Genomic DNA, 21,142 nt, shown 5'->3' on the forward strand with positions numbered 1-21,142 from the left:
CGGTCAGACCATCATCAACAGCACGGCGACGAAAATGCTGCCGGCGGAGAAGGTCATGGTCCGAGACGACCAGGTGTTGAACCAACGTTGAAAGCTGGCGAGATCACGGGATAGAGACGTGGGTTGGCGAGTCCAGGACTGTTGGTCGAGGCGGAAGAACACGTAGATCTTCACCAGCGCGCCGACGATCTGGTTGTAATAGAGAATCGCCGGGTAGGCCGGGCCGATCCGGTGGCCGGAGCACGACAGCAACAGGGTCAGGATCAGGCGGGTAATGCCGATCCACAGCAGGTACACCAGGATGAACGCGGTGCCGTACTTGAAGGTGGCGATCAACGCCACGGTCAGGCCCAGCAGGGAGGTCCACATCGACACGCGTTGATCGAACAGCACCACCGAGGTGAATGCACCGAGGCGCTTGATCCCCAGGCCCAGGGCGCGGGAGTTCTGCCGCAGGTTGTTGCCGTACCAGCGGAACATCAGCTTGCGACTGGCCTTGATGAAGCTCTTTTCCGGTGGATGCTCGACAGTGTTGATCGCTGCATCGGGCACGTAGAAGGTGTCATAGCCCAGACGCATCAGGCTGAACCAGCTGGACTTGTCGTCGCCGGTGAGGAACTTGAAACGACCCAGGCGCCAGTGTTGCAGCGAGTCGCTTTCCACGTCGGCGATGAATTCCGGGTTGGTGACCACGGTGGCACGGAACACCGACATCCGCCCGGTCATGGTCAGCACGCGCTTGGACAGGGCCATCGAGCACATGTTGATGTGACGCTGGGCGAAACGCAGCTTGTGCCATTCGCTCATGATGTAGCCGCCGCGCACTTCGCAGAATTCGTTGGTGGTCAGGCCGCCGACGTTGCCGAACAGTTGGAACCAGGGCACGGTCTTGCGCACAACGCCTTCGCCGAGCACGGTGTCGCCATCGATCACCGCCACCACGGCGCGGTCATCCGGCAGGTGACGGGAGATGGCACGGAAACCGAAGGCCAGGCCATCGCGTTTGCCGGTACCGGGAATGCGCACGAAGTCGAGCTTCACGTGGGCCGGTGGGTTCATCCGGCTCCACAGGCTTTTCACCAGCAGCTCATCGGACATTTCCACGATGGAGCAGACCACGGTGGTCGGCAGGCCGCACTCCATGGCTTCGCGGATCACCGAGCTGTAGACCTGCGCGGTGGTCAGCGCATCGATACGGAAACTGGTGACCATCAGAAACACGTGGGACGGGTCCGCCGCCTTGCCCAGCTTGCGCACTTTGCGCCGCAGGTGCGGGTAGACCACGTACAGAAACAGCATGCCGCGCAGAAAGTGCGTGGCACCCATCGAGTAACGCCAGATACCGACGATACCGATCAGGAAAATGAAGTCCTTCGACTCGGAGTCGAACGTGGACACAGGCAACGCCATGGCGATGCCCATCAGTAAACTTAAATAAAACAGCCAACCGGCGGCCTGAAGTAGGCCGTGCTTTAGCCTGTGCATAATCGGAATCCTGAAGTCAGTTGCCTGAAGGCAGCTGCTAGCTTCAAGCCGCAAGCTGCAAGTGAAGAGCGGTTTACTTGCAGCTTGAAGCTTGAAGCTTGAAGCTTGTTGCTGCTTTACCAGCAGATCCCTTCAGCGCGGCCAGCCGTGCTGGTGGCCTTGGACATGAAGCCAACCAGGTCGATCACCTGCTTGCCGTGTGGAACGTCCTTGACCAGTGCACGGAATTTCTCATCACGGTTGCCGAGGATGATCACGTCGGAGTTGTTGATCACGTCGTCGAAGTCAGCGTTGAGCAAGGACGAGACGTGGGGGATCTTCGACTCGATGTAGTCCTTGTTCGCACCGTGGACACGGGCGTATTCGACGTTGCTGTCGTAGATTTTCAGGTCGAAACCCTTGCCGATCAGCATTTCCGCCAGATCAACCAGCGGGCTTTCGCGCAGGTCATCGGTACCGGCCTTGAAGCTCAGGCCCAGCAGGGCGACTTTGCGTTTCTCGTGGCTGGAGACGATGTCGAAGGCGTTCTGCACCTGGGATTCGTTGCTGCGCATCAGCGAGTTGAGCAGCGGCGCTTCCACGTCCAGGGAACCGGCGCGATAGGTCAGGGCACGCACGTCTTTTGGCAGGCAGGAACCGCCGAAGGCGAAGCCTGGGCGCATGTAGTACTGGGACAGGTTCAGGGTTTTGTCCTGGCAGACCACGTCCATCACTTCACGACCGTCGACGCCGACCGCCTTGGCGATGTTGCCGATCTCGTTGGCGAAGGTCACCTTGGTGGCGTGCCACACGTTGCAGGTGTACTTGATCATCTCGGCGACAGCGATGTCCTTGCGGATGATTGGTGCGTCAAGCTCTTCGTACAGCGATTGCAGGACATCGCCCGATGCCTTGTCGAATTCGCCGATGACCGTCATGGGTGGCTGGTCGTAGTCGGCGATGGCCGTACTTTCGCGCAGGAACTCAGGGTTTACGGCAACGCCGAAATCGACACCGGCCTTCTTGCCGGAGCAGTCTTCGAGAATCGGGATGACAACGTTTGCGACAGTGCCCGGCAGAACGGTACTGCGCACCACGATGGTGTGGCGGGTGGATTTGTCACGCAGGACAAAACCGATCTCGCGGCACACGGCTTCGATGTAGTTCAGTTCCAGGTCGCCGTTCTTTTTGCTCGGCGTGCCGACACAGATCATCGACAGATCGGTGTCGCGAATCGCCTCGGCGAAGTTGGTGGTACCGCGCAGGCGGCCCGTCTGAATACCTTGCGCCAGAAGTTCGCCCAGGCCCGGTTCAACGATGGGCGATTTACCTGCGTTGATCATATCGATCTTGTCTTTGGCAACATCAACGCCAACGACGTCATGGCCCCGTGCAGACAGGCAACCGGCACATACAGCGCCAACGTAACCCAAACCAAATATGCTGATGCGCATCGCAAATTACCTCTGTGTTTATCAAGCCATTAGATGGCCGGAGTTAATGGTGTTCAGCGGTGATAGTGCACTCGCAAGTGCGCCTGACAGGCGCAGCAATACCTTGTGCTGGCATTAAAGTTCCGAGTGTCTAAATAAGTGCACTCAAGGTGTGCGCAACTTGGGCTTGTTGTTGTGACTTGCCCTGTTATGCAGCCGATCCTCTGTTCCGAAGATATTCGTGCAATGTTCCTGCGCGCCCGATTTCAGGCCGTAAGCCCGTGGATCAAGCGGTTGAGTGCTCGGGTGAGCACGTTATAGGGGCGCTGCCTTGGCCCTGTAGGGGATAGTTCTCATCGGTTATCTCCTGTCCTTACTATGTTGCCCAAATCAGGGATTAGTCCGCGAAAGTTGATGTGACAACTTTGCTACTTGGATCTCTGTTCTGCGTAAGTCATCTCCTACAAGATCTGTGAGAATCGTTACCGGTGGTATGAGCGGTGCATTCGATTGAAGTTCCGGCCCGCCCATCGCGATTTCTGAAATTTCTTGAAATATTGAAAAAGATGGCACTGCTCTCATATTGATAGCACTTGCCGTTTCGCCCTTTATATATAGGCGGATTATTGAAAGGGATAGTTTTTTGCCACTACCGATAAAAATTTTCAGTGCCACTACTGAAAAAAAAGATCGAAGTCGAATGAAACTAAAGTTAAAAACTCGAATGATGTATTTTTGGCGCCATAAAAATGGCGATGTGGGCGGGAAAAGTGGCGTCAATCAATGGTCGGCGCAGGCGGGATTTGCATGCCATGCGCCGACCGGGTGGATCACTCGGGGGCGTGATCGCGCAGGAACACCAGATTGTCCGGTTTAGACTGCTCGGCGCTGTAGCGATAGCCCTGGACGTCGAACTGTTTCAGGGCAGCAGGATCGTTGATGCGCTCCTCGATGACGAAGCGACTCATCATGCCCCGGGCTTTTTTCGCGTAGAAGCTGATGATCTTGTACTGACCGTTCTTCAGGTCCTTGAACTCGGTATTGATGATGCGTGCGTTCAGGGCATTGCGCTTGACCGCCGAGAAGTACTCATTGGAGGCCAGGTTCAGCAGCACGTCATCGCCCTGATCGGCCAGGGCTTCGTTCAGCCATTCGCTGATGCGCGAGCCCCAGAACGCATACAGGTCCTTGCCCCGCGCGTTGGCCAGTTTGGTGCCCATTTCCAGGCGGTAGGGTTGCATCAGGTCCAGCGGACGCAGCAGGCCGTAGAGGCCCGAGAGCATGCGCAAGTGTTGCTGGGCGTAATCGAAGTCGGCTTCGCTGAAGGTTTGCGCGTTCAGCCCGGTGTACACGTCACCCTTGAATGCCAGCAAGGCCTGTTTGGCATTTTCCGGAGTGAATGCCGGGGTCCAGCTACCGAAGCGCGCGGCATTGAGGCCGCCGATCTTGTCGGAGACGTGCATCAACTCACTGATCTGTGCCGGCGTCAGGTCACGCAATTGCAGGATCAGCTCCTGGGAATGGTCGAGGTACTGCGGCTGGGTAAAGCGCTGGGTCGCCGGCGGTGTTTCGTAATCGAGGGTCTTGGCGGGTGAAATCACCATCAGCATGAAGTCGTCTCCTTTAATCGTGGGGGCGATTCTAGGGGGTTGTCCGTGTTGACTCCAGCTATAGGGGTAATAGGTGATCGGTGGCTATCCACAATTCCCCTGTGGGAGCGAGCCTGCTCGCGAAAGCGGCCTGCCTGTTGGCATTGTTGGGGGCTGACGCACCGCATTCGCGAGCAGGCTCGCTCCCACAGGACTTTGGTGCGGCTGCGGTAATAAGGGTTGGATCGGCTATAGTGCCGCGCGGGTTTTGTTATGGAGACATCCCATTGCGTATCGTTCTTTTATTCTCTGTGTGGCTTCTGAGCTTTGGCGCCATGGCGGCGCCGGGCGACGTGGCGACGCTTGATCGCGGCACCTGGCCGGAAAAGCTCAACAACCCGACGCTGTTCGACGTGGCATCACGCGCCGAAATCCTCATGTTCGCCCGGGTGCTGCTGGCCAGCGAATCCCTGGATGAGCGCGCGCTGGCTCAGCGCCTGGGCCTGCGCACAGTCAATATGGAATCGGTCAACCGCGTTCGCCAGCGCATGTGGCAACGCTTGCTGGCCAACTTCGAATTCGCCCAACAGAGTTGCGATCAGGATGCGTCCTTCTGTTTTCTGGTAGAGGACATGCCCACCTTGCGTGAGCAGGCCGGAAAATTCCAGATCAGCGAGGACAGCTACTACATCAAGTGGGCCGAACCGGGCCGGCTGTTTCATGCCCAGTACCTGGACGAGCAGTTGCGCAAGGCTGCGCTGTTTCCGCAAGCCAGCAGCGAAGTCGATCATTTTGGCGACTACGAACGCAATGGTGACGCCATGCATGACCGGCTGTTTCTGCTGACCTTCGACAGCGCCGCCAATGCCGTCCCTGACAACACGACCTGGATCACCGAGTACCTGCGCAAGGCGAACATGAGCGGCACCTTCTTCGTCCTTGGCAAGGACATCCAGGCGCGACTGGCGCAAGGTCCGGTCGCCAGTCTGCAATCGACCTATTCAAGTCAGTGCATCGGCGTGCAAGGCTGGGAGTTCCGCTCGCACAGTCACTGGCAGGACTGGCAGGATTCGGTACGGCGCAGCGTCGATCTGGTCAAAAGCAAATTACCGGAAAACTACGTGCCGTTGTTCCGTCCGCCCGATGGCCAGCGACGGTCGGATGCCGAAGCCTTTTTCAAGTCCCAGGGCTTACAGGTGGCGCTGTGGGACATCGATGCCCAGGACGGTGCCGGCAAGCTCAAGGCCAGCCAGAGCGCGCAGCGGGTATTGACCCTGATGCTGCTGTGGCGTCATGGCGTGATCAATTTCAATGTGAAGCAGGAGGGGGTTAAAACGGCGCTGCCCTGGCTGATGACGCAAACATCACAGAGCGGAATCGGTTGGGAGGATTGTCAGAACGGTTTTCGATGAAAGTGCCGAAAGCCCATGAACATTGGGCGAAGAGCGATTTTTGGAGGGTTTTTGCTGCAGGTTGATCTCCGACTGTAAACGGGTGATGGCAGTCCGCCAAGGGCTTTTCGTCACTCTGCAAAATAAACTTCAAAAAAGCGTCAAAGTACTTTTTTCTGTCACACGTTTTGGAGTATTAGGAAGACAGACCGCCGAAACCTGCAACACAGGTGGCGTCTTCCAAGACCCGTTTGTTTGCAGTCACTTAAGTCTCCGTAGGTGAGATCGGCGGCCACTTCGAGGCGCAGCACCGCCAAGGTATTGCGTCCACTGGCTCTGACAAAGGTGACCGAGTATGGATGATCACGGACGTAGCTCTTCTTCCAACCAGCCAATCCTTTATGTACTCGATACCAACGTATTGATTCACGATCCAAACGCGCTGCTCAACTTCGAAGAACACCACGTCGCCATTCCGATGACCGTGCTGGAAGAGCTCGACAAGCTCAAGGGCGGGCATCACAGCGTTGCCGCCGAATGTCGTCAAGCCATTCGCCTGATCGACAAGACCCTGGGCGATGCCTCTCCCGAGGACGTTGAGCAGGGCGTGCCGATCCAGCGCGGCAAGAGTGGGCCGAAAGGTTTGCTGTCAATTTTGATGAGCAAGCAGGCTGAGCCTCACCTCGTTCTGCCCGAACATCTGAACGACAACAAAATCATCAATCAGTTGATCGACCTGCACACCCGCGATCCGAAGAAGCCAGTAGTGCTGGTCACCAAAGACATCAATATGCGCCTCAAGGCCCGCGCTTGTGGGATCGCGGCCGAGGACTACAGCACCGACCAACTGGTCGACGACGTATCGCTGCTGCCCAATGGCTACCACGAGATGAAGGGCTCGTTCTGGGACCTCGTGAGCAAGGTCGAGACCCGTCAGGGTCATGGTCGCACCTGGCATCAGGTGAAGTTGATAGACAACTTGCCGGCGGTGCACATCAACGAGTTCATCATCGACGAACAGGGCTTCGTCGGCTGGATCAAAGAGATCGAGAACGACCAGCTGCTGATCCTCGACCTGCACCAGGAACCGCTGCTGCATCAGGAAGCCTGGGGTCTGAAGCCGCGTGACATCTATCAGAGCCTGGCGTTGTTTGCCTTGCTCGATCCGGACATCCACCTGGTCAACCTCTCCGGTGCCGCCGGTTCCGGTAAAACCATCCTGGCCCTGGCGGCGGCCATTGAACAAACCATGGTCAGCAAACGCTACCGGCGGATCATCGCTACCCGCAGCGTGCAGGGTCTGGATCAGGAAATCGGCTTCCTGCCCGGCACTGAAGCGGAAAAAATGGAGCCTTGGCTGGGCGCCATCACCGACAACCTCGAAGCCTTGCACATGGATGACGAAAGCACCCATGGCAGCGTCGACTACATCCTCAGCAAAGTGCCGTTGCAGTTCAAATCCCTCAACTACATCCGGGGCCGCAGCTTCCAGCAGAGCCTGATCCTGATCGATGAATGCCAGAACCTGACACCGCACCAGATGAAAACCATCATCACCCGTGCCGGTGCCGGCTCCAAAGTGGTGTGCCTGGGCAACCTGGCACAGATCGACACTCCCTACCTGTCCGCAACCAGCTCGGGACTTACGTACCTGACCGAACGCTTCAAGGATTTCCCCAACGGCGTGCACATCACCCTGCAAGGGGTGCCACGGTCGATTCTGGCCGAATACGCCGAATCGCATCTGTAAACCTTCACCCAAACCGGGCGGCCTCACAACCGCCCGGTTTTTTCATGCCTGACCCTTAACCCCCTGTGGGAGCGAGCCTGCTCGCGAATGCGGTATGCCAGTAACGGTGATATTGGCTGGCACACCGCTTTCGCGAGCAGGCTCGCTCCCACAGGGGAATGTGCTGATCGGATAATCTTGCGTGCGGAAAATTGACCCGCAGGTTTACAATCGATGCTCCTGATCAGGAGTAATCCCGTGCTGACACATCTCGATTCCCAAGGTCGCGCCAACATGGTCGACGTTACCGAAAAAGCCGTGACGTTTCGTGAGGCGACGGCCCAAGCGCTGGTGCGCATGCTGCCCGAAACCCTGCAGATGATTGTCAGCGGCGGTCACCCCAAGGGTGATGTGTTTGCCGTGGCACGTATTGCCGGCATTCAGGCGGCGAAGAAAACCAGTGATCTGATTCCGCTGTGCCATCCGCTGATGCTCACGGGCGTCAAGGTCGAACTCAGTGCCGAAGGCGACGACAGCGTGCGCATTGTGGCGCGCTGCAAATTGTCCGGGCAGACCGGTGTGGAAATGGAAGCGCTGACCGCCGCCAGTGTCGCCGCGCTGACCATCTACGACATGTGCAAGGCTGTCGATCGCGGCATGACCATTGAAAGCGTACGGCTGCTGGAAAAGGTCGGCGGCAAGAGCGGTCATTTCCAGGCGGATCAACCATGAATGTCACCGTAAAGTTTTTTGCCCGTTATCGTGAAGCGCTGGGTGTGGATTCGGTGAAGGTCGAAGGCCAATTCGCCACCGTCGACGACGTGCGGGCGTTGCTGGCGCAACGTGAGGGGGCTGACGTGCTCCGCGAACAGAACCTGATGTGCGCGCGCAACGAAGACCTGTGCCAACTCGACGAGCCGGTGAGCGATGGCGATGAAGTGGCGTTTTTTCCGACCGTGACCGGGGGCTGATCATGGCGATTCGCGTGCAGTCCACGGCGTTCGATCCGGGTGCCGAAGTCAACGCCATGCACGCCGCCAATGTCGGTGTCGGTGCGGTGGTGAGTTTTGTCGGCTACGTGCGTGATTTCAATGACGGGCTCGACGTGGCCGGGATGTTCCTCGAGCACTATCCGGGCATGACCGAAAAGGCTCTTGGCAAAATTGCCACCGAGGCCGAGCAGCGCTGGCCGCTGCTCAAGCTGGAAGTGTTGCATCGTATCGGTGCGCTGGAGCCCGGCGAACCGATCGTCTTCGTTGGCGCCGCCAGCGCCCACCGCCAGGCAGCGTTCGATGCCTGCGCCTTTGTCATGGACTACCTGAAAACCCGCGCACCGTTCTGGAAAAAGGAAAATACCGCCGATGGCCCGCGTTGGGTCGAGGGGCGGGACAGCGATCATGCGGCGGCGGATCGCTGGAAACAGTAATTTCTGCATTGCTCACGAGTACGCCATCGCGGGCAAGCCTGCGATGGCGTCAAACCAACAATCTTGTTGACTCACCTCCCGACCATTGGCTGGGCACAATCCCCTTTGCCCGATTGACGATCTATACATAAAAGTCCAGTATGGAATTATAAGTACAAAAAAGGCTTTCCCCGTTTCTGCTTTTTCTTCTGTCTTGCCAAACCAACAACAAACCCGCGAGAGAACGAATATGAAGAAGTTCCCCCTCATCACCGGTCTGGCCCTGAGCCTGTTGGCGTGCAGTAGCCTGTTTGCCGCCGAGAAAACCTTGCGCATCGGTATCGAGGCGGCTTATCCGCCATTTGCCTCCAAAACCGAAAAAGGCGAGATCGTCGGTTTCGACTATGACATCGGCAACGCGTTGTGCGCGCAGATGCAAGTCAAGTGTGTGTGGGTCGAAAGTGAATTCGACGGTCTGATTCCTTCCCTGAAAGTGAAGAAAATCGACATGGCGCTGTCGTCCATGACGATCAACGAAGACCGCAAGAAGTCGGTGGATTTCACCCACAAGTACTACTTCACCTCATCGCGCCTGGTGATGAAGGAAGGCGCGGTGGTGGATGACCAGTACGCCAGCCTCAAGGGCAAGACCATAGGCGTGCAGCGTGCGACCACCACCGACCGTTATGCCACTGAGGTGTTCGAACCCAAGGGTATCAACGTCAAGCGTTACGGTAACAATGAAGAGATCTACATGGACCTGGCGGCCGGTCGCCTGGACGCGATTTTTGCTGACACCATTCCGCTCAATGACTTCCTGTCGATGCCGCGCGGCAAAGGCTATGCGTTTGTCGGACCGGAATTGAAGGATCCGAAATACGTGGGCGAGGGTGCCGGGATTGCCGTGCGCAAAGGCAACACCGAGTTGGTCAGCCAGTTGAATTCGGCCATCGATGGCATTCGTGCCAGTGGTGAGTACCAGAAGATTTCCGAGAAGTACTTCAAGTCGGACATCTACGGCGACTGATATACCGCCTTCGCGAGCAGGCTCGCTCCCACAGGGGAATGCATTTAACTGTGGGAGCGAGCCTGCTCGCGAAGAGGCCGGATCAGCCAATGCAACATCTGAAGGCTCAGTCCTTCAATTCCTTCAAATGCTTGTACACCGTCGCCCGCCCCATGTTCAGCACATTGGCCACATAGTTCGATGCGCTCTTGCCTTTGAATGCGCCCTCGGCGTGCAGCGCCAACACCAGTTCGCGTTTGTGATCGCGGGTCAGCAGGTTCAGGCTCAGCTGGCGCTCGCGCAGCCAGGCGTGGAGGAAGGTGTTGATCCGCTCCTGCCAGTCATCGCGGAACAGTGAATCCGGTTGCGGGATCAATTTGGTCGGCGACAGGAACAGATCCAGCGCAGCCTTGGCATTCTCGAACAGCGAAATATTCAGATTGATGCACAGCACACCCAGCGGATGACCTTCGCTGTCGCGCAGCACGGTGCTTACGCTGCGAATATTCTGACCATCCCAATTGAGTTTTTCGTACGGCCCGATATTTCGTTCGCTGACATCTTCGCTGAGCATGTCTTCCAGCGACGAGTCATCGCCGATCTCCCGTTTCGACAGGTTGTTGGCGATGTAGTCGACCTTTTGCGTGCGCAGGTCATGCAGCACCACCTCAGCGTGAGGGAAGAACAGCGTAGCGATGGCATCGGCGATCGCCCGAAAGTTATCCAGGGAGGCGTCGTTTTGGGCCGGGTCTTTTTCGGGGGCATTCATACAGTGGGGCTATTCATACGGTGGGGCTCCGGGGCGGCTTCAGTGCCCCGTAGAACGGGGCTCTGAAAGTGTGACGCAATCGTGGAGGCGCGTCACCTGAAGACAATGTCAGCCCAGGCGGGCAGGGGAGAGCATGTCGGCGCTCAGGCCGAAGCGGGTGAGTTGCTCGGGCAGTGCCTCGCCGCGTACCAGGGCGGCGCTGGCCTGACCCATGGCCGGCGACGTCTGGATGCCGTAGCCGCCCTGTGCCGCAACCCAGAACAGTCCCGGCACCTGTGGATCGAAGCCGGACAGCAAGTCGCCGTCGCTGACGAAACTGCGCAGGCCGGCCCAGGTACGGGTCGGGCGGCGGATGGTCAGGGTCGTGGCTTCTTCGATCTGGTAAATGCCCATGGCGATGTCCAGCTCTTCGGGCTGCACGTCGTGGGGTTCCACCGGGTCGGCGTTGGCGGGCGAGCCGAGGAACATCCCGGCGTCGGGTTTCATATAGAAGGATTCGTCGAGGCTGACCAGCATCGGCCAGTGATGGATGTCCACGTCTTCGGGGCCGGCGAAAATGAAGGCCGCGCGACGCTTGGGTTGCAGGCCCAATGGTTTGGCGCCGGCCAGCTCACCGATCTTGTCGGCCCAGGCGCCCGCGGCATTGATGACGACCGGCGCCTTGAAGGTCTGCGTGTTGGTCTGTACCTGCCAGATACCTTCGGCGTCACGGCTCAGGCCCTGTACTTCGCAGTCGGTGTGCACTTCGCCTTTGTTGCGGCGGATGCCGCGCAGGTAGCCCTGGTGCAGGGCGTCGGTATCGATGTCGCTGGCGGTCGGGTCGTAGATCGCGCCGTGGACTTTCTCCCGGCGCAGAATCGGCAGGCGGGCGCAGGCTTCTTCGGCGCTGAGCAGTTGCATCTCTGGCACTGTGGCTTTCGCGCTCAGGTATTGGTTTTGTAATTCAGCCGGGTCGCCGCTGAAGTCCACAGTCATCTCGCCACGCGGGGTCAGCAACGGGTGTTCGCAGAATCCACTTGGCGGGGCGTCGAAAAAATCGCGGCTGGCCTGGGTCAGGGCGCGAACCTGAGGCGTGCCATAGGCGGCGGTGAACAGCGCGGCTGAGCGTCCGGTGGAGTGATAGGCCGGATGGGATTCGCGTTCGAGCACGATCACGCGCCCATGCTGCGACAGCCAGAAACCGGTGGAAGCGCCGGCAATCCCGCCGCCGATGATGATGAAGTCTGCCTGGCTCATGAACGTCTCCTGATCAAGCGAAAATACCAATGTCTTAGAGATTTTCTGTGGGAGCGAGCCTGCTCGCGAAAGCGTCGGATCAGTCACTATCTATGTTGAATGAAAGATCGTATTCGCGAGCAGGCTCGCTCCCACAGGTGAATTGAGGTGTTAGTGCTGCAGGCGATAGATGGCATTGGCCAGCGCAATGTCTTCCAGGCCCAGGCCGATGGAGCGGAAGAACACGTGGCGGTTGTAGTCGGGGCGCTGCACCTTGTTGCTGAGCAGGTCCGGCAGGTCGCCGACGATCGCGTTTTTATTCCAGCCATGTTGTTCGCCAGCGATCAGCATTTCGCCGGCCGAACCCGGGGTGGTCTGACGATAATCGCAGAACACCTGCATGTCGTTGAGGCTCTGGGGTGGCACTTCGTGGGCGCGCGGGGCGTTGGTGCTGATGGAGGTGATCAGCGCCGGTTTGCTCAAGTCAGACGGGTCGATCACGGGACCTGCGGACGAGGTGCAAAGCATGATCACATCGGCGTCAGCAATGGCCGCTTCGCGAGTGTTCGCCAGGGTCAGGCGCGGGTCGAGGCTTTTCAGCAGGTTTGCGGTTTGCGCATCTTCGCTCAGGCTTGGCGAGTACAGGCTGATGCTCTGCCAGTCGCGCAGGTTTTTCACGTAATGCAAGTGCGCCTGGGCCACTTTGCCGCTGCCGATGATCGCCAGGCGAGTCGCTTTCAGCGGGGCGAGTGCATCGACGGCCACGGCGGTGGTCGCGGCGGTGCGTGCCGTTGTCAGCTCACCGGCATCACAGAGCAGCAGCGGTTGGCCGGTCTGCATCGACATCAGCAAGGTCCAGGCGGTCACCAGCGGCCCTTGTTCGCGCACAATATACGGCGAAGTCTTGACCCCGTACACGCCATCTTCGGCCAGCACACCCAGGTAGTTGATGAAATCGCCGGCCCCCTGTGGAAACTCCACCAGCTGTTGCGCCGGTTGTACCGCTTGCCCGGCAGCCAGGTCGCGGAACAGTTTGCGCAGGATCTGCGGCACGTCGACTTGCGTCAGCAGCTCGCGGGCCTGGGGTTGGGTGATCACGTAAGGGGTGCTGGACATGGTCGGCTCCGGGAGGGGCAGGTAAACTATTTTGTCTATTATGGACTTTTAGATATGTCTAGCAAGCTCTTCACGACGAAAAGACAGACGAAAAAAAAGCGCAGTCCGTTTCCGGCTGCGCCTCTTTCTGCACATCGTCAGTTAGTGACGTTTGCGCTCTACCGCCCGCAATAGATGCGTCGGTGGTGTTTCGCAGCTGATTTTGCGACCCAGCAACGCCTCGATGGACGGTAGCTGGTAGGAGTCGTCTTCGCCGGCGAAACTGATGGACACGCCATCGGCGCCGGCGCGACCGGTACGACCAATGCGGTGCACGTAATCGTCCGGGACTTCCGGCAGGGTGAAGTTGATCACATGGCTGATGCCGTCGATGTGGATGCCGCGACCGGCGACATCGGTGGCCACCAGCACGCGGATCTTGCCTTCGCGGAAACCTTCCAGGGTCTTGATGCGCTTGTGCTGCGGCACGTCGCCGGACAGCTGCGCGGCGTTGATGCCATCGCGCACCAGGCGTTCTTCGATGCGTCGCACTTCATCCTTGCGGTTGGCAAAGACGATGACCCGCTCCCAGCCGTTGTCGTTGACCAGGTTGTAGAGCAGTTTGTATTTGTCGGCACCGGCCACCGCGTAGATGTGCTGCTCGACGTTTTCGCTGGCCACGTTGGTGACTTCGATTTCGACGATCGCCGGGTCAGTGGTCCATTGCTTGGCCAGGTTCATCACGTCTTCGGTGAAAGTCGCGGAGAACAGCAGCGTTTGGCGCTCGCTCTTGGGCGGGGTCTGGCGAATGATCTGGCGCACCTGCGGGATGAATCCCATGTCGAGCATGCGGTCGGCTTCGTCCAGCACCATGACTTCGACCATGTCCAGGTGCACATCGCCGCGCTGGTTGAAGTCCAGCAGGCGGCCGGGGGTGGCCACAAGGATGTCGCAGTGACGGGCTTCGAGGTGTTTGAGCTGCTTGTCGAAGTCCATGCCGCCCACGAACGTCATGACGTTGAGGCCGGTGTATTTGGTCAGGTCCGCCGCATCCTTGGCGATCTGCACCACCAACTCGCGGGTCGGCGCGATGATCAATGCCCGGGGCTCGCCCATGTAGCGCTCTTTCGGCGGCGGGGTTTGCAGCAACTGGGTGATAATCGAAATCAGGAACGCCGCGGTTTTGCCGGTGCCTGTCTGGGCGCGGCCGATGGCGTCTTTGCCGGCGAGGGTGAAGCCCAGCACCTGCGCCTGGATCGGCGTGCAATACGGAAAGCCCAGGTCCTGGATGGCGTGCATCAGTTCCGGAGCAAGTTTGAAATCGTGGAAACGGGTTTTGCCTTCCTGGGGTTCGACGACGAAGTCTTCGAGTTTCCATGGAATGACCGGCGCCTTGGGCTTGGGTTCGCGACGCGGTTTGGCGGGTTTGGGTGCTTCACTGCGCACAGGTTCGGCAACGGTAACGGCGGCAGAAACAGGTTTGGGTTCATGTTTCGGGGCGGCTGCGGGAACGTGGCGGTCGGCCTGGCTGGCGTCGCTGCGATGGCCGTGGGAGTGCGACGGCGCGCTGGGGACTGGCGCGAGTTGCTCAGTCTCGCTTTTACCGAACATTTTCTTGAGTGCTTTGAGCACGGTCATCTCATCAATTGGTTAAGGAATATACGCCGGCCAGTGTAATGCAAGAATCGGGCGCGGCGTAGAGGGATGGATCAAAGGGCGCTTTTAAACAAAAAGAGCAACATAAAGGCTTAACGCAAACGTTCGGCCAGCCAGACCCCGATGTCGCGAATTTCCTCGGGTAACACTTCGTGGCCCATTGGGTATTCCTGCCATGTCACGGTGACACCATGCTGCTTCAGATACTCGTAGGCGGTACGGCCCATCGAATTCTGCACCACGTCATCGTACTGGCCATGCAACGACAGCACAGGAATGCGCTGCTGGCTGGCGGACAATTCAAGTTCATCGCTGAAGGTCGGTGCGTAGGTCGAGAGGGCAAGTACGCCACCCAACGGTCCCTGCCATTTCACAAACGCGGCGTGTAGAGCCACTGCGCCACCCTGGGAAAAACCTGCCAGGAAAATCCGCGAGGCGTCTATTCCAACGGCTCGCTGCACATCGATCAAATGAATGATCCTCTGTGCCGACTCTTCCAGTTGATCGCGGTTGATCGCGCGCGCCGGGCTCATGGCCAATATGTCGTACCAGCTGGGCATCTCGTAGCCACCGTTGATGGTAACGGCGCAGGTCGGGGCCTGAGGCAGAACGAAGCGGGTGGACAACAGCGTTTCCTGCAGTGCCTCGGCGACCGGCAGGAAGTCATATCGATCGGCGCCGAGGCCATGCAGCCAGATGACGCAGGCGTCTGCGGGCTTGACGGGTTCTAGAATCAGGGGCTCGGTCATGGCTGCTCCAAATGTGTGCGTGCGCGCTCATTGAGTGCGGGGCGTGAGTGCGCGTCTGGTTGATCAGTTACGAAGATGTCGCAAGGTTACAAGTTTTGCTATTGACCTGTCGCTTAACTGCTTTGGAAGCCAGTGTGGTACGGGCTTTGCTATAGGGAAGCTGGTACGAAAATCCCACATCTGTCGGTAACACTATCAGGCCATTTTTGGCGGTGGGATAGCAAAAAATCCGGTGATGGATGTTCGCCAGTGGCCGCTACGGGCTTCGCGAACTTGAAAGGGCTACAGCCCGTTCGGCCGATTGGTGAGAAGTGAGTTGTCCATTTTGTGGATTTTCTCCTACTAGACTCATAGCTACGGTCTCTACGTCGGTTGACCCTAAAACAAGCCAACTCGGGTCGACAACGCCTCAAAAGGGTGCGACGGGACTCACGCTCCGACACAACAAGAGCAAAACTGGAGGTTTGAATGAAGATGTTGAAATCCACTCTGGCAATCGTGACTGCAGCCGCAGTTCTCGGTGTCAGCGGGTTCGCTCAGGCGGGTGCAACCCTGGATGGAGTGAAGAAGAAAGGTTTCGTGCAGTGTGGCGTCAGCGATGGCCTGCCAGGCTTCTCGGTTCCGGATTCCACCGGCAAGATCGTGGGTATCGATGCTGACTTCTGCCGCGCCGTCGCCGCTGCCGTGTTCGGCGATGCGACCAAGGTCAAGTTCAGTCAGTTGAACGCCAAGGAGCGTTTCACCGCTCTGCAGTCGGGCGAAATCGACATCCTGTCGCGCAACACCACCATGACCAGCTCCCGTGACGCCGGCATGGGCCTCAAGTTCCCAGGCTTCATTACCTACTACGATGGCATCGGCTTCCTGGTAAACAACAAGCTCGGCGTTAAAAGCGCCAAAGAGCTGGATGGCGCGACCATCTGCATCCAGGCCGGTACCACCACCGAGCTGAACGTTTCCGACTACTTCCGCGGTAACGGTCTGAAATACACCCCGATCACTTTCGACACCTCCGATGAAAGCGCCAAGTCGCTGGAATCCGGTCGTTGCGACGTGCTGACCTCCGACAAGTCCCAACTGTTCGCCCAGCGCAGCAAGCTGGCTTCGCCGAAGGACTACGTGGTTCTGCCGGAAACCATTTCCAAGGAGCCTCTGGGTCCGGTCGTACGTAACGGCGACGACGAGTGGCTGGCCGTGGTGCGCTGGACTGGCTACGCGCTGCTCAACACCGAAGAAGCGGGTATCAGCTCGAAGAACGTCGAAGCCGAAGCCAAGGCCACCAAGAACCCGGATGTCGCTCGTATGCTCGGCGCTGACGGCGAATACGGCAAGGACCTGAAACTGCCGAAAGACTGGGTCGTGCAGATCGTCAAGCAAGTCGGTAACTACGGCGAAATCTTCGAGAAAAACCTCGGCAAGAGCACTCCGCTGGAAATCGACCGCGGGCTGAACGCTCTGTGGAACGCTGGCGGCATTCAATACGCACCACCAGTGCGCTGATGGTTCTATCACCCGGTAGGCCAACTGCCGGGTGATGTTCTGTTCCATTATTTCCGGGGCACTTCATGCAAAATTCAATCGGCGCACCAAAGCAGAGGCTCAGCCTCAGCGATCCAAAAGTGCGTGCGTGGCTCTTCCAGATCATCACCATTGTCGCGGTGGTCTCGATGGGCTGGTACCTGTTCGACAACACGCAGACCAACCTTCAGCACCGGGGCATTACCTCCGGTTTCGACTTTCTGGAGCGCAGTGCCGGATTCGGCATCGCTCAACACCTGATCTCCTACACCGAAGCGGACAGTTATGCCCGTGTGTTCGTGATCGGCCTGCTCAACACGTTGCTGGTGACCTTCATCGGCGTGATCCTGGCGACCATCCTCGGCTTCATCGTCGGCGTGGCCCGACTGTCGAAGAACTGGATCATCGCCAAACTGGCGACGGTGTACGTGGAGGTTTTCCGTAACATCCCGCCACTGTTGCAGATCCTGTTCTGGTACTTCGCGGTGTTCCTGACCATGCCGGGGCCGCGCAACAGCCATAACTTCGGCGACACCTTCTTCGTCAGCAGCCGTGGCCTGAACATGCCGGCCGCGCTGATGGCCGATGGGTTCTGGCCGTTTGTGATCAGCATCGTCGTGGCCATCGTCGCCATCGTGCTGATGACCCGCTGGGCCAACAAGCGTTTCGAAGAAACCGGCGAGCCGTTCCACAAGTTCTGGGTCGGCCTGGCGTTGTTCCTGGTGATCCCGGCGCTGTGCGCCTTGATTTTCGGTGCACCTGTGCACTGGGAAATGCCGCAGCTCAAGGGTTTCAACTTCGTCGGTGGCTGGGTCCTGATCCCGGAACTGCTGGCCCTGACCCTGGCGCTGACGGTGTACACCGCGGCGTTCATCGCCGAGATCGTGCGTTCGGGCATCAAGTCGGTCAGCCATGGCCAGACCGAAGCGGCCCACTCGCTCGGCCTGCGCAACGGCCCGACCCTGCGCAAGGTGATCATCCCGCAAGCTTTGCGCGTGATCATTCCGCCGCTGACCAGCCAATACCTGAACCTGGCGAAAAACTCTTCGCTGGCGGCCGGTATCGGTTACCCGGAAATGGTTTCGTTGTTTGCCGGCACCGTGCTGAACCAGACCGGCCAGGCGATCGAGGTGATTGCGATCACCATGAGTGTGTACCTGGCAATCAGTATCAGCATTTCCCTGCTGATGAACTGGTACAACAAGCGCATTGCGCTGATCGAGCGGTAAGGAAAAGCGCATGAGTACTCATACATTCAAACCCGACATGCCCCCACCGAGCCGCAGCATCGGCGTCGTGGCGTGGATGCGCGCGAACATGTTCTCCAGCTGGCTCAATACCCTGCTGACCCTGTTTGCGTTCTACCTCATCTATCTGGTGGTTCCGCCGATCCTGCAGTGGGCGATCCTCGACGCCAACTGGGTCGGCACCTCCCAGGCCGACTGCACCAAGGACGGCGCTTGCTGGGTGTTCATCCAGCAGCGTTTCGGCCAGTTCATGTACGGCTATTACCCGGTGGACATGCGCTGGCGCGTGGACTTGACCGTGTGGCTGGCGGTCATTGGCGTGGCACCCTTGTTCATCTCGCGCTTCCAGCGCAAAGCCGTTTACGGGCTGAGCTTCCTGGTGCTGTACCCGATCATTGCCTGGTGCCTGCTGCATGGCGGCGTTTTCGGCCTGACCCAGGTGTCGACCAGCCAATGGGGCGGCCTGATGCTGACCCTGGTGATCGCCACCGTCGGCATTGCCGGTGCGCTGCCCCTGGGGATTGTCCTGGCCCTGGGCCGTCGTTCGAACATGCCGGCGATTCGTGTGGTCTGCGTGACCTTCATCGAATTCTGGCGCGGCGTGCCGTTGATCACGGTGCTGTTCATGTCCTCGGTGATGCTGCCGCTGTTCCTGCCAGAAGGCATGAACTTCGACAAGCTGCTGCGGGCGCTGATCGGCGTGATCCTGTTCCAGTCGGCCTACGTGGCCGAAGTGGTGCGCGGCGGTCTGCAAGCGATTCCCAAAGGTCAGTACGAAGCGGCCGCGGCGATGGGCCTGGGTTACTGGCGCAGCATGGGCCTGGTGATTCTGCCGCAAGCCCTGAAGCTGGTGATCCCCGGCATCGTCAACACCTTCATTGCGCTGTTCAAGGACACGAGCCTGGTGATCATCATCGGCCTGTTCGACTTGCTCAACAGCGTCAAGCAAGCCGCCGCCGACCCGAAATGGCTGGGCATGGCCACCGAAGGCTATGTGTTCGCCGCCCTGGTGTTCTGGATTTTCTGTTTTGGTATGTCCCGCTATTCCATGCATTTGGAACGCAAGCTGGACACAGGCCACAAGCGCTAAGTCGCTACCTAATTTAGGAAGTTCTCTGATGAGCGAAGCAATCAAACAGCCTGTGAGCCCTGAAGGCATTATTCAGATGCAGGGCGTGAACAAGTGGTACGGCCAGTTCCACGTGTTGAAAGACATCAATCTGAACGTCAAGCAGGGCGAGCGTATCGTGCTGTGCGGCCCGTCGGGTTCCGGCAAGTCCACCACCATTCGTTGCCTCAACCGTCTGGAAGAGCACCAGCAGGGCCGCATCGTGGTCGATGGCGTGGAGCTGACCAACGACCTCAAGCAGATCGAAGCGATCCGCCGTGAAGTCGGCATGGTGTTCCAGCACTTCAACCTGTTCCCGCACCTGACCATCTTGCAGAACTGCACCCTGGCGCCGATGTGGGTGCGCAAGATGCCCAAGCGCAAGGCCGAGGAAATCGCCATGCATTACCTGGAGCGCGTACGCATTCCAGAGCAGGCGCACAAGTACCCGGGGCAACTGTCCGGTGGTCAGCAACAGCGTGTGGCGATTGCCCGTGCGCTGTGCATGAAGCCGAAAATCATGCTGTTCGACGAACCGACGTCGGCACTCGACCCGGAGATGGTGAAAGAAGTACTCGACACCATGATCGGCCTGGCCGAAGACGGCATGACCATGCTCTGCGTGACCCACGAAATGGGCTTCGCCCGCACCGTGGCCAACCGCGTGATCTTCATGGACAAGGGTGAAATCGTCGAACAGGCTGCGCCGAACGACTTCTTTGACAACCCGCAGAATGATCGGACCAAGTTGTTCCTGAGCCAGATTTTGCATTGATGCCAGGCTGACTCGTAAAAACAAACCCGGCCTTGTGCCGGGTTTGTTTTTATACTTTCGGGGGCTTAGGAAACCGTGACCGTTTCATAATCCTTGTGCTCGGTATATTTGAACCCGCCCCGCAAATCCGCACCTTCGCCCAGGACTTTCGCATCGGCAAGCAAATGCGGATAGCGATCGAGCAGGCGCATCAGCAGCATCAACGCCTTCGGCGGAAGTACTTCACCGCGTTCGTACCGTGAAAACGCGTTGTGCCCGCCACCTGACAGGAGTTGCACCGTTTCTTTTTGCGTAAGGTGCAGCTTGCGACGGATGCGTTTCATCTCGGCGCCGATCATTTGCCTGGCAGCGATGACCAGCGCATCACCTGCTTCGCCATAACGCTCTGCGCTATCGGGGTCCCACTCGACTTCCCCGCACTGCTGGCATTCCCAGCCAGAAAGATCATCGACACGGCGCTCCATGCCTTTGACACTCAAGGTTTCGCCGCGCCCCTCGAAATGCCTCATTCCCTCACGTGCACCGCAGCTGAAACATTGCTGGGTTTTCATGGGTTTTTCTCCTTGAAGGATATTACCGGTGGGCCGCCGGCAGGGCGGTATGTCACCTTGATGTAAATCTCCAGATCTTGTGAGTTTATGTGATACACGTCCTGCCACACTCGATGATCCTCATAGGTGGTCATAGATTTGTACAACATCTTTTTCTGCAACTCGAAGACGATCTCTTGCATCTCTTTGAGACTGAAGCCCAGATCCAGTCCGGTTTTCTCTGCGCTCTTGGTGAATGCTTTTCTTCCAAGCCGCCTGACATCTGCCTTGATCAGTGCCAAGTCATAATGGGGTGTGTTCTTTTCCGTAAGAAACCCTGACCCTATCCATGAAATTACCCTTAAAGGGTAATTTTGACTAATCGAAAATCCCGCTCCTTTCCCTCCCACTGACCGTAGGCGGTTGCTGTCCTACATGGATCTGACTAACATGTCAGAAAATT

General features: G+C 58.4%; 20 protein-coding genes. 10 read left to right on the top strand and 10 right to left on the bottom strand.

The features are described 5' to 3' along the window. Positions 1 to 3: 3 nt before the first annotated feature. The 3 genes from alg8 to yaaA all read right to left on the bottom strand — a co-directional run bounded on the left by alg8 (position 4) and on the right by yaaA (position 4,507). The gene (alg8, locus tag CKW21_RS05675) at positions 4 to 1,485 is read right to left on the bottom strand and encodes a mannuronan synthase (RefSeq protein ID WP_095193027.1); all 1,482 of its coding nucleotides are present in this window, start codon (positions 1,483 to 1,485) and stop codon (positions 4 to 6) included. 116 nt (positions 1,486 to 1,601) lie between these two features. After that, a complete protein-coding gene (locus tag CKW21_RS05680) occupies positions 1,602 to 2,918 on the bottom strand; it encodes a nucleotide sugar dehydrogenase (protein ID WP_095193028.1) in 1,317 nt (438 codons plus the stop codon). A gap of 809 nt (positions 2,919 to 3,727) precedes the next feature. Beyond that, positions 3,728 to 4,507, bottom strand: coding sequence for a peroxide stress protein YaaA (gene yaaA / locus CKW21_RS05685; protein ID WP_095193029.1), 780 nt, complete (start codon positions 4,505 to 4,507; stop codon positions 3,728 to 3,730). Between the two features lie 266 nt (positions 4,508 to 4,773). On the opposite strand from yaaA, the gene CKW21_RS05690 reads away from it, so the two are divergent. The 6 genes from CKW21_RS05690 (at position 4,774) to CKW21_RS05715 (ending at position 10,038) form a co-directional block, all read left to right on the top strand. Next, positions 4,774 to 5,898, top strand: coding sequence for a polysaccharide deacetylase family protein (locus CKW21_RS05690; protein WP_095193030.1), 1,125 nt, complete (start codon positions 4,774 to 4,776; stop codon positions 5,896 to 5,898). Positions 5,899 to 6,232: 334 nt separating this feature from the next. Beyond that, positions 6,233 to 7,627: a PhoH family protein gene (locus tag CKW21_RS05695; protein WP_095193031.1), complete on the top strand. Its 1,395-nt coding sequence runs from the start codon at positions 6,233 to 6,235 to the stop codon at positions 7,625 to 7,627. Positions 7,628 to 7,864: 237 nt separating this feature from the next. Further along, positions 7,865 to 8,338, top strand: a complete 474-nt coding sequence (moaC, locus tag CKW21_RS05700; protein ID WP_034148967.1) for a cyclic pyranopterin monophosphate synthase MoaC — start codon at positions 7,865 to 7,867, stop codon at positions 8,336 to 8,338. Then, on the top strand, positions 8,335 to 8,577 hold the full coding sequence (gene moaD, locus CKW21_RS05705; RefSeq protein ID WP_008060537.1) for a molybdopterin converting factor subunit 1: 243 nt from the start codon (positions 8,335 to 8,337) through the stop codon (positions 8,575 to 8,577). Before moaC ends, moaD begins: the two co-directional genes overlap by 4 nt. A gap of 2 nt (positions 8,578 to 8,579) precedes the next feature. Beyond that, positions 8,580 to 9,032: a molybdopterin synthase catalytic subunit MoaE gene (gene moaE, locus CKW21_RS05710; RefSeq protein WP_095193032.1), complete on the top strand. Its 453-nt coding sequence runs from the start codon at positions 8,580 to 8,582 to the stop codon at positions 9,030 to 9,032. 229 nt (positions 9,033 to 9,261) lie between these two features. Then, complete coding sequence (locus CKW21_RS05715; RefSeq protein WP_095193033.1) at positions 9,262 to 10,038, top strand: ABC transporter substrate-binding protein; 777 nt, start codon at positions 9,262 to 9,264, stop codon at positions 10,036 to 10,038. 106 nt (positions 10,039 to 10,144) lie between these two features. Here the strand turns inward: CKW21_RS05715 and CKW21_RS05720 are convergent, their stop codons facing one another. The 5 genes from CKW21_RS05720 to CKW21_RS05740 form a co-directional block, all read right to left on the bottom strand. Next, positions 10,145 to 10,786 (bottom strand): transcriptional regulator, encoded by a 642-nt coding sequence (locus CKW21_RS05720; RefSeq protein ID WP_095193034.1) that lies wholly within the window; start codon positions 10,784 to 10,786, stop codon positions 10,145 to 10,147. Positions 10,787 to 10,894: 108 nt separating this feature from the next. Next, positions 10,895 to 12,022, bottom strand: coding sequence for an FAD-binding oxidoreductase (locus tag CKW21_RS05725; protein ID WP_095193035.1), 1,128 nt, complete (start codon positions 12,020 to 12,022; stop codon positions 10,895 to 10,897). Between the two features lie 150 nt (positions 12,023 to 12,172). After that, on the bottom strand, positions 12,173 to 13,117 hold the full coding sequence (locus CKW21_RS05730) for an ornithine cyclodeaminase family protein (protein WP_095193036.1): 945 nt from the start codon (positions 13,115 to 13,117) through the stop codon (positions 12,173 to 12,175). A gap of 141 nt (positions 13,118 to 13,258) precedes the next feature. Continuing rightward, positions 13,259 to 14,734 (bottom strand): ATP-dependent RNA helicase RhlB, encoded by a 1,476-nt coding sequence (gene rhlB / locus CKW21_RS05735; protein ID WP_095193037.1) that lies wholly within the window; start codon positions 14,732 to 14,734, stop codon positions 13,259 to 13,261. Positions 14,735 to 14,844: 110 nt separating this feature from the next. Further along, positions 14,845 to 15,501, bottom strand: a complete 657-nt coding sequence (locus tag CKW21_RS05740; RefSeq protein WP_095193038.1) for an alpha/beta hydrolase — start codon at positions 15,499 to 15,501, stop codon at positions 14,845 to 14,847. Positions 15,502 to 15,969: 468 nt separating this feature from the next. Here CKW21_RS05740 and CKW21_RS05745 point away from each other — a divergent pair, with 468 nt between their 5' ends. From CKW21_RS05745 to CKW21_RS05760, 4 genes are all read left to right on the top strand, one after another. Further along, positions 15,970 to 17,001 (top strand): amino acid ABC transporter substrate-binding protein, encoded by a 1,032-nt coding sequence (locus tag CKW21_RS05745; protein ID WP_095193039.1) that lies wholly within the window; start codon positions 15,970 to 15,972, stop codon positions 16,999 to 17,001. A gap of 65 nt (positions 17,002 to 17,066) precedes the next feature. Next, positions 17,067 to 18,248, top strand: a complete 1,182-nt coding sequence (locus CKW21_RS05750; protein WP_095193040.1) for an amino acid ABC transporter permease — start codon at positions 17,067 to 17,069, stop codon at positions 18,246 to 18,248. A 10-nt stretch (positions 18,249 to 18,258) separates the two neighbouring features. Next, entirely contained in the window at positions 18,259 to 19,356 is a 1,098-nt protein-coding gene (locus CKW21_RS05755) for an amino acid ABC transporter permease (protein ID WP_095193041.1), read from the top strand. A gap of 28 nt (positions 19,357 to 19,384) precedes the next feature. Continuing rightward, on the top strand, positions 19,385 to 20,149 hold the full coding sequence (locus CKW21_RS05760) for an amino acid ABC transporter ATP-binding protein (protein ID WP_003178331.1): 765 nt from the start codon (positions 19,385 to 19,387) through the stop codon (positions 20,147 to 20,149). 65 nt (positions 20,150 to 20,214) lie between these two features. Here CKW21_RS05760 and CKW21_RS05765 read toward each other — a convergent pair whose 3' ends face one another. Both CKW21_RS05765 and CKW21_RS05770 read right to left on the bottom strand, forming a co-directional pair. Continuing rightward, positions 20,215 to 20,700, bottom strand: coding sequence for a type II toxin-antitoxin system MqsA family antitoxin (locus tag CKW21_RS05765; RefSeq protein ID WP_095193042.1), 486 nt, complete (start codon positions 20,698 to 20,700; stop codon positions 20,215 to 20,217). Next, entirely contained in the window at positions 20,697 to 20,981 is a 285-nt protein-coding gene (locus CKW21_RS05770) for a type II toxin-antitoxin system MqsR family toxin (RefSeq protein ID WP_256590138.1), read from the bottom strand. The genes CKW21_RS05765 and CKW21_RS05770 overlap by 4 nt, the downstream gene beginning before the upstream one ends. Between the last annotated feature and the right edge of the window lie 161 nt (positions 20,982 to 21,142).

Origin of the sequence: Pseudomonas sp. Irchel 3A7 (genome assembly GCF_900187565.1) — a bacterium.
Classification (GTDB): domain Bacteria; phylum Pseudomonadota; class Gammaproteobacteria; order Pseudomonadales; family Pseudomonadaceae; genus Aquipseudomonas.

Coding starts and splice junctions, on each gene's coding strand:
- alg8 (WP_095193027.1), bottom strand. CDS start 1,485: ATGCACAGGCTAAAGCACGGCCTACTTCAGGCCGCCGGTTGGCTGTTT.
- CKW21_RS05680 (WP_095193028.1), bottom strand. CDS start 2,918: ATGCGCATCAGCATATTTGGTTTGGGTTACGTTGGCGCTGTATGTGCC.
- yaaA (WP_095193029.1), bottom strand. CDS start 4,507: ATGCTGATGGTGATTTCACCCGCCAAGACCCTCGATTACGAAACACCG.
- CKW21_RS05695 (WP_095193031.1), top strand. CDS start 6,233: ATGGATGATCACGGACGTAGCTCTTCTTCCAACCAGCCAATCCTTTAT.
- moaD (WP_008060537.1), top strand. CDS start 8,335: ATGAATGTCACCGTAAAGTTTTTTGCCCGTTATCGTGAAGCGCTGGGT.
- moaE (WP_095193032.1), top strand. CDS start 8,580: ATGGCGATTCGCGTGCAGTCCACGGCGTTCGATCCGGGTGCCGAAGTC.
- CKW21_RS05715 (WP_095193033.1), top strand. CDS start 9,262: ATGAAGAAGTTCCCCCTCATCACCGGTCTGGCCCTGAGCCTGTTGGCG.
- CKW21_RS05720 (WP_095193034.1), bottom strand. CDS start 10,786: ATGAATGCCCCCGAAAAAGACCCGGCCCAAAACGACGCCTCCCTGGAT.
- CKW21_RS05725 (WP_095193035.1), bottom strand. CDS start 12,022: ATGAGCCAGGCAGACTTCATCATCATCGGCGGCGGGATTGCCGGCGCT.
- CKW21_RS05730 (WP_095193036.1), bottom strand. CDS start 13,117: ATGTCCAGCACCCCTTACGTGATCACCCAACCCCAGGCCCGCGAGCTG.
- rhlB (WP_095193037.1), bottom strand. CDS start 14,734: ATGACCGTGCTCAAAGCACTCAAGAAAATGTTCGGTAAAAGCGAGACT.
- CKW21_RS05740 (WP_095193038.1), bottom strand. CDS start 15,501: ATGACCGAGCCCCTGATTCTAGAACCCGTCAAGCCCGCAGACGCCTGC.
- CKW21_RS05745 (WP_095193039.1), top strand. CDS start 15,970: ATGAAGATGTTGAAATCCACTCTGGCAATCGTGACTGCAGCCGCAGTT.
- CKW21_RS05750 (WP_095193040.1), top strand. CDS start 17,067: ATGCAAAATTCAATCGGCGCACCAAAGCAGAGGCTCAGCCTCAGCGAT.
- CKW21_RS05755 (WP_095193041.1), top strand. CDS start 18,259: ATGAGTACTCATACATTCAAACCCGACATGCCCCCACCGAGCCGCAGC.
- CKW21_RS05760 (WP_003178331.1), top strand. CDS start 19,385: ATGAGCGAAGCAATCAAACAGCCTGTGAGCCCTGAAGGCATTATTCAG.
- CKW21_RS05765 (WP_095193042.1), bottom strand. CDS start 20,700: ATGAAAACCCAGCAATGTTTCAGCTGCGGTGCACGTGAGGGAATGAGG.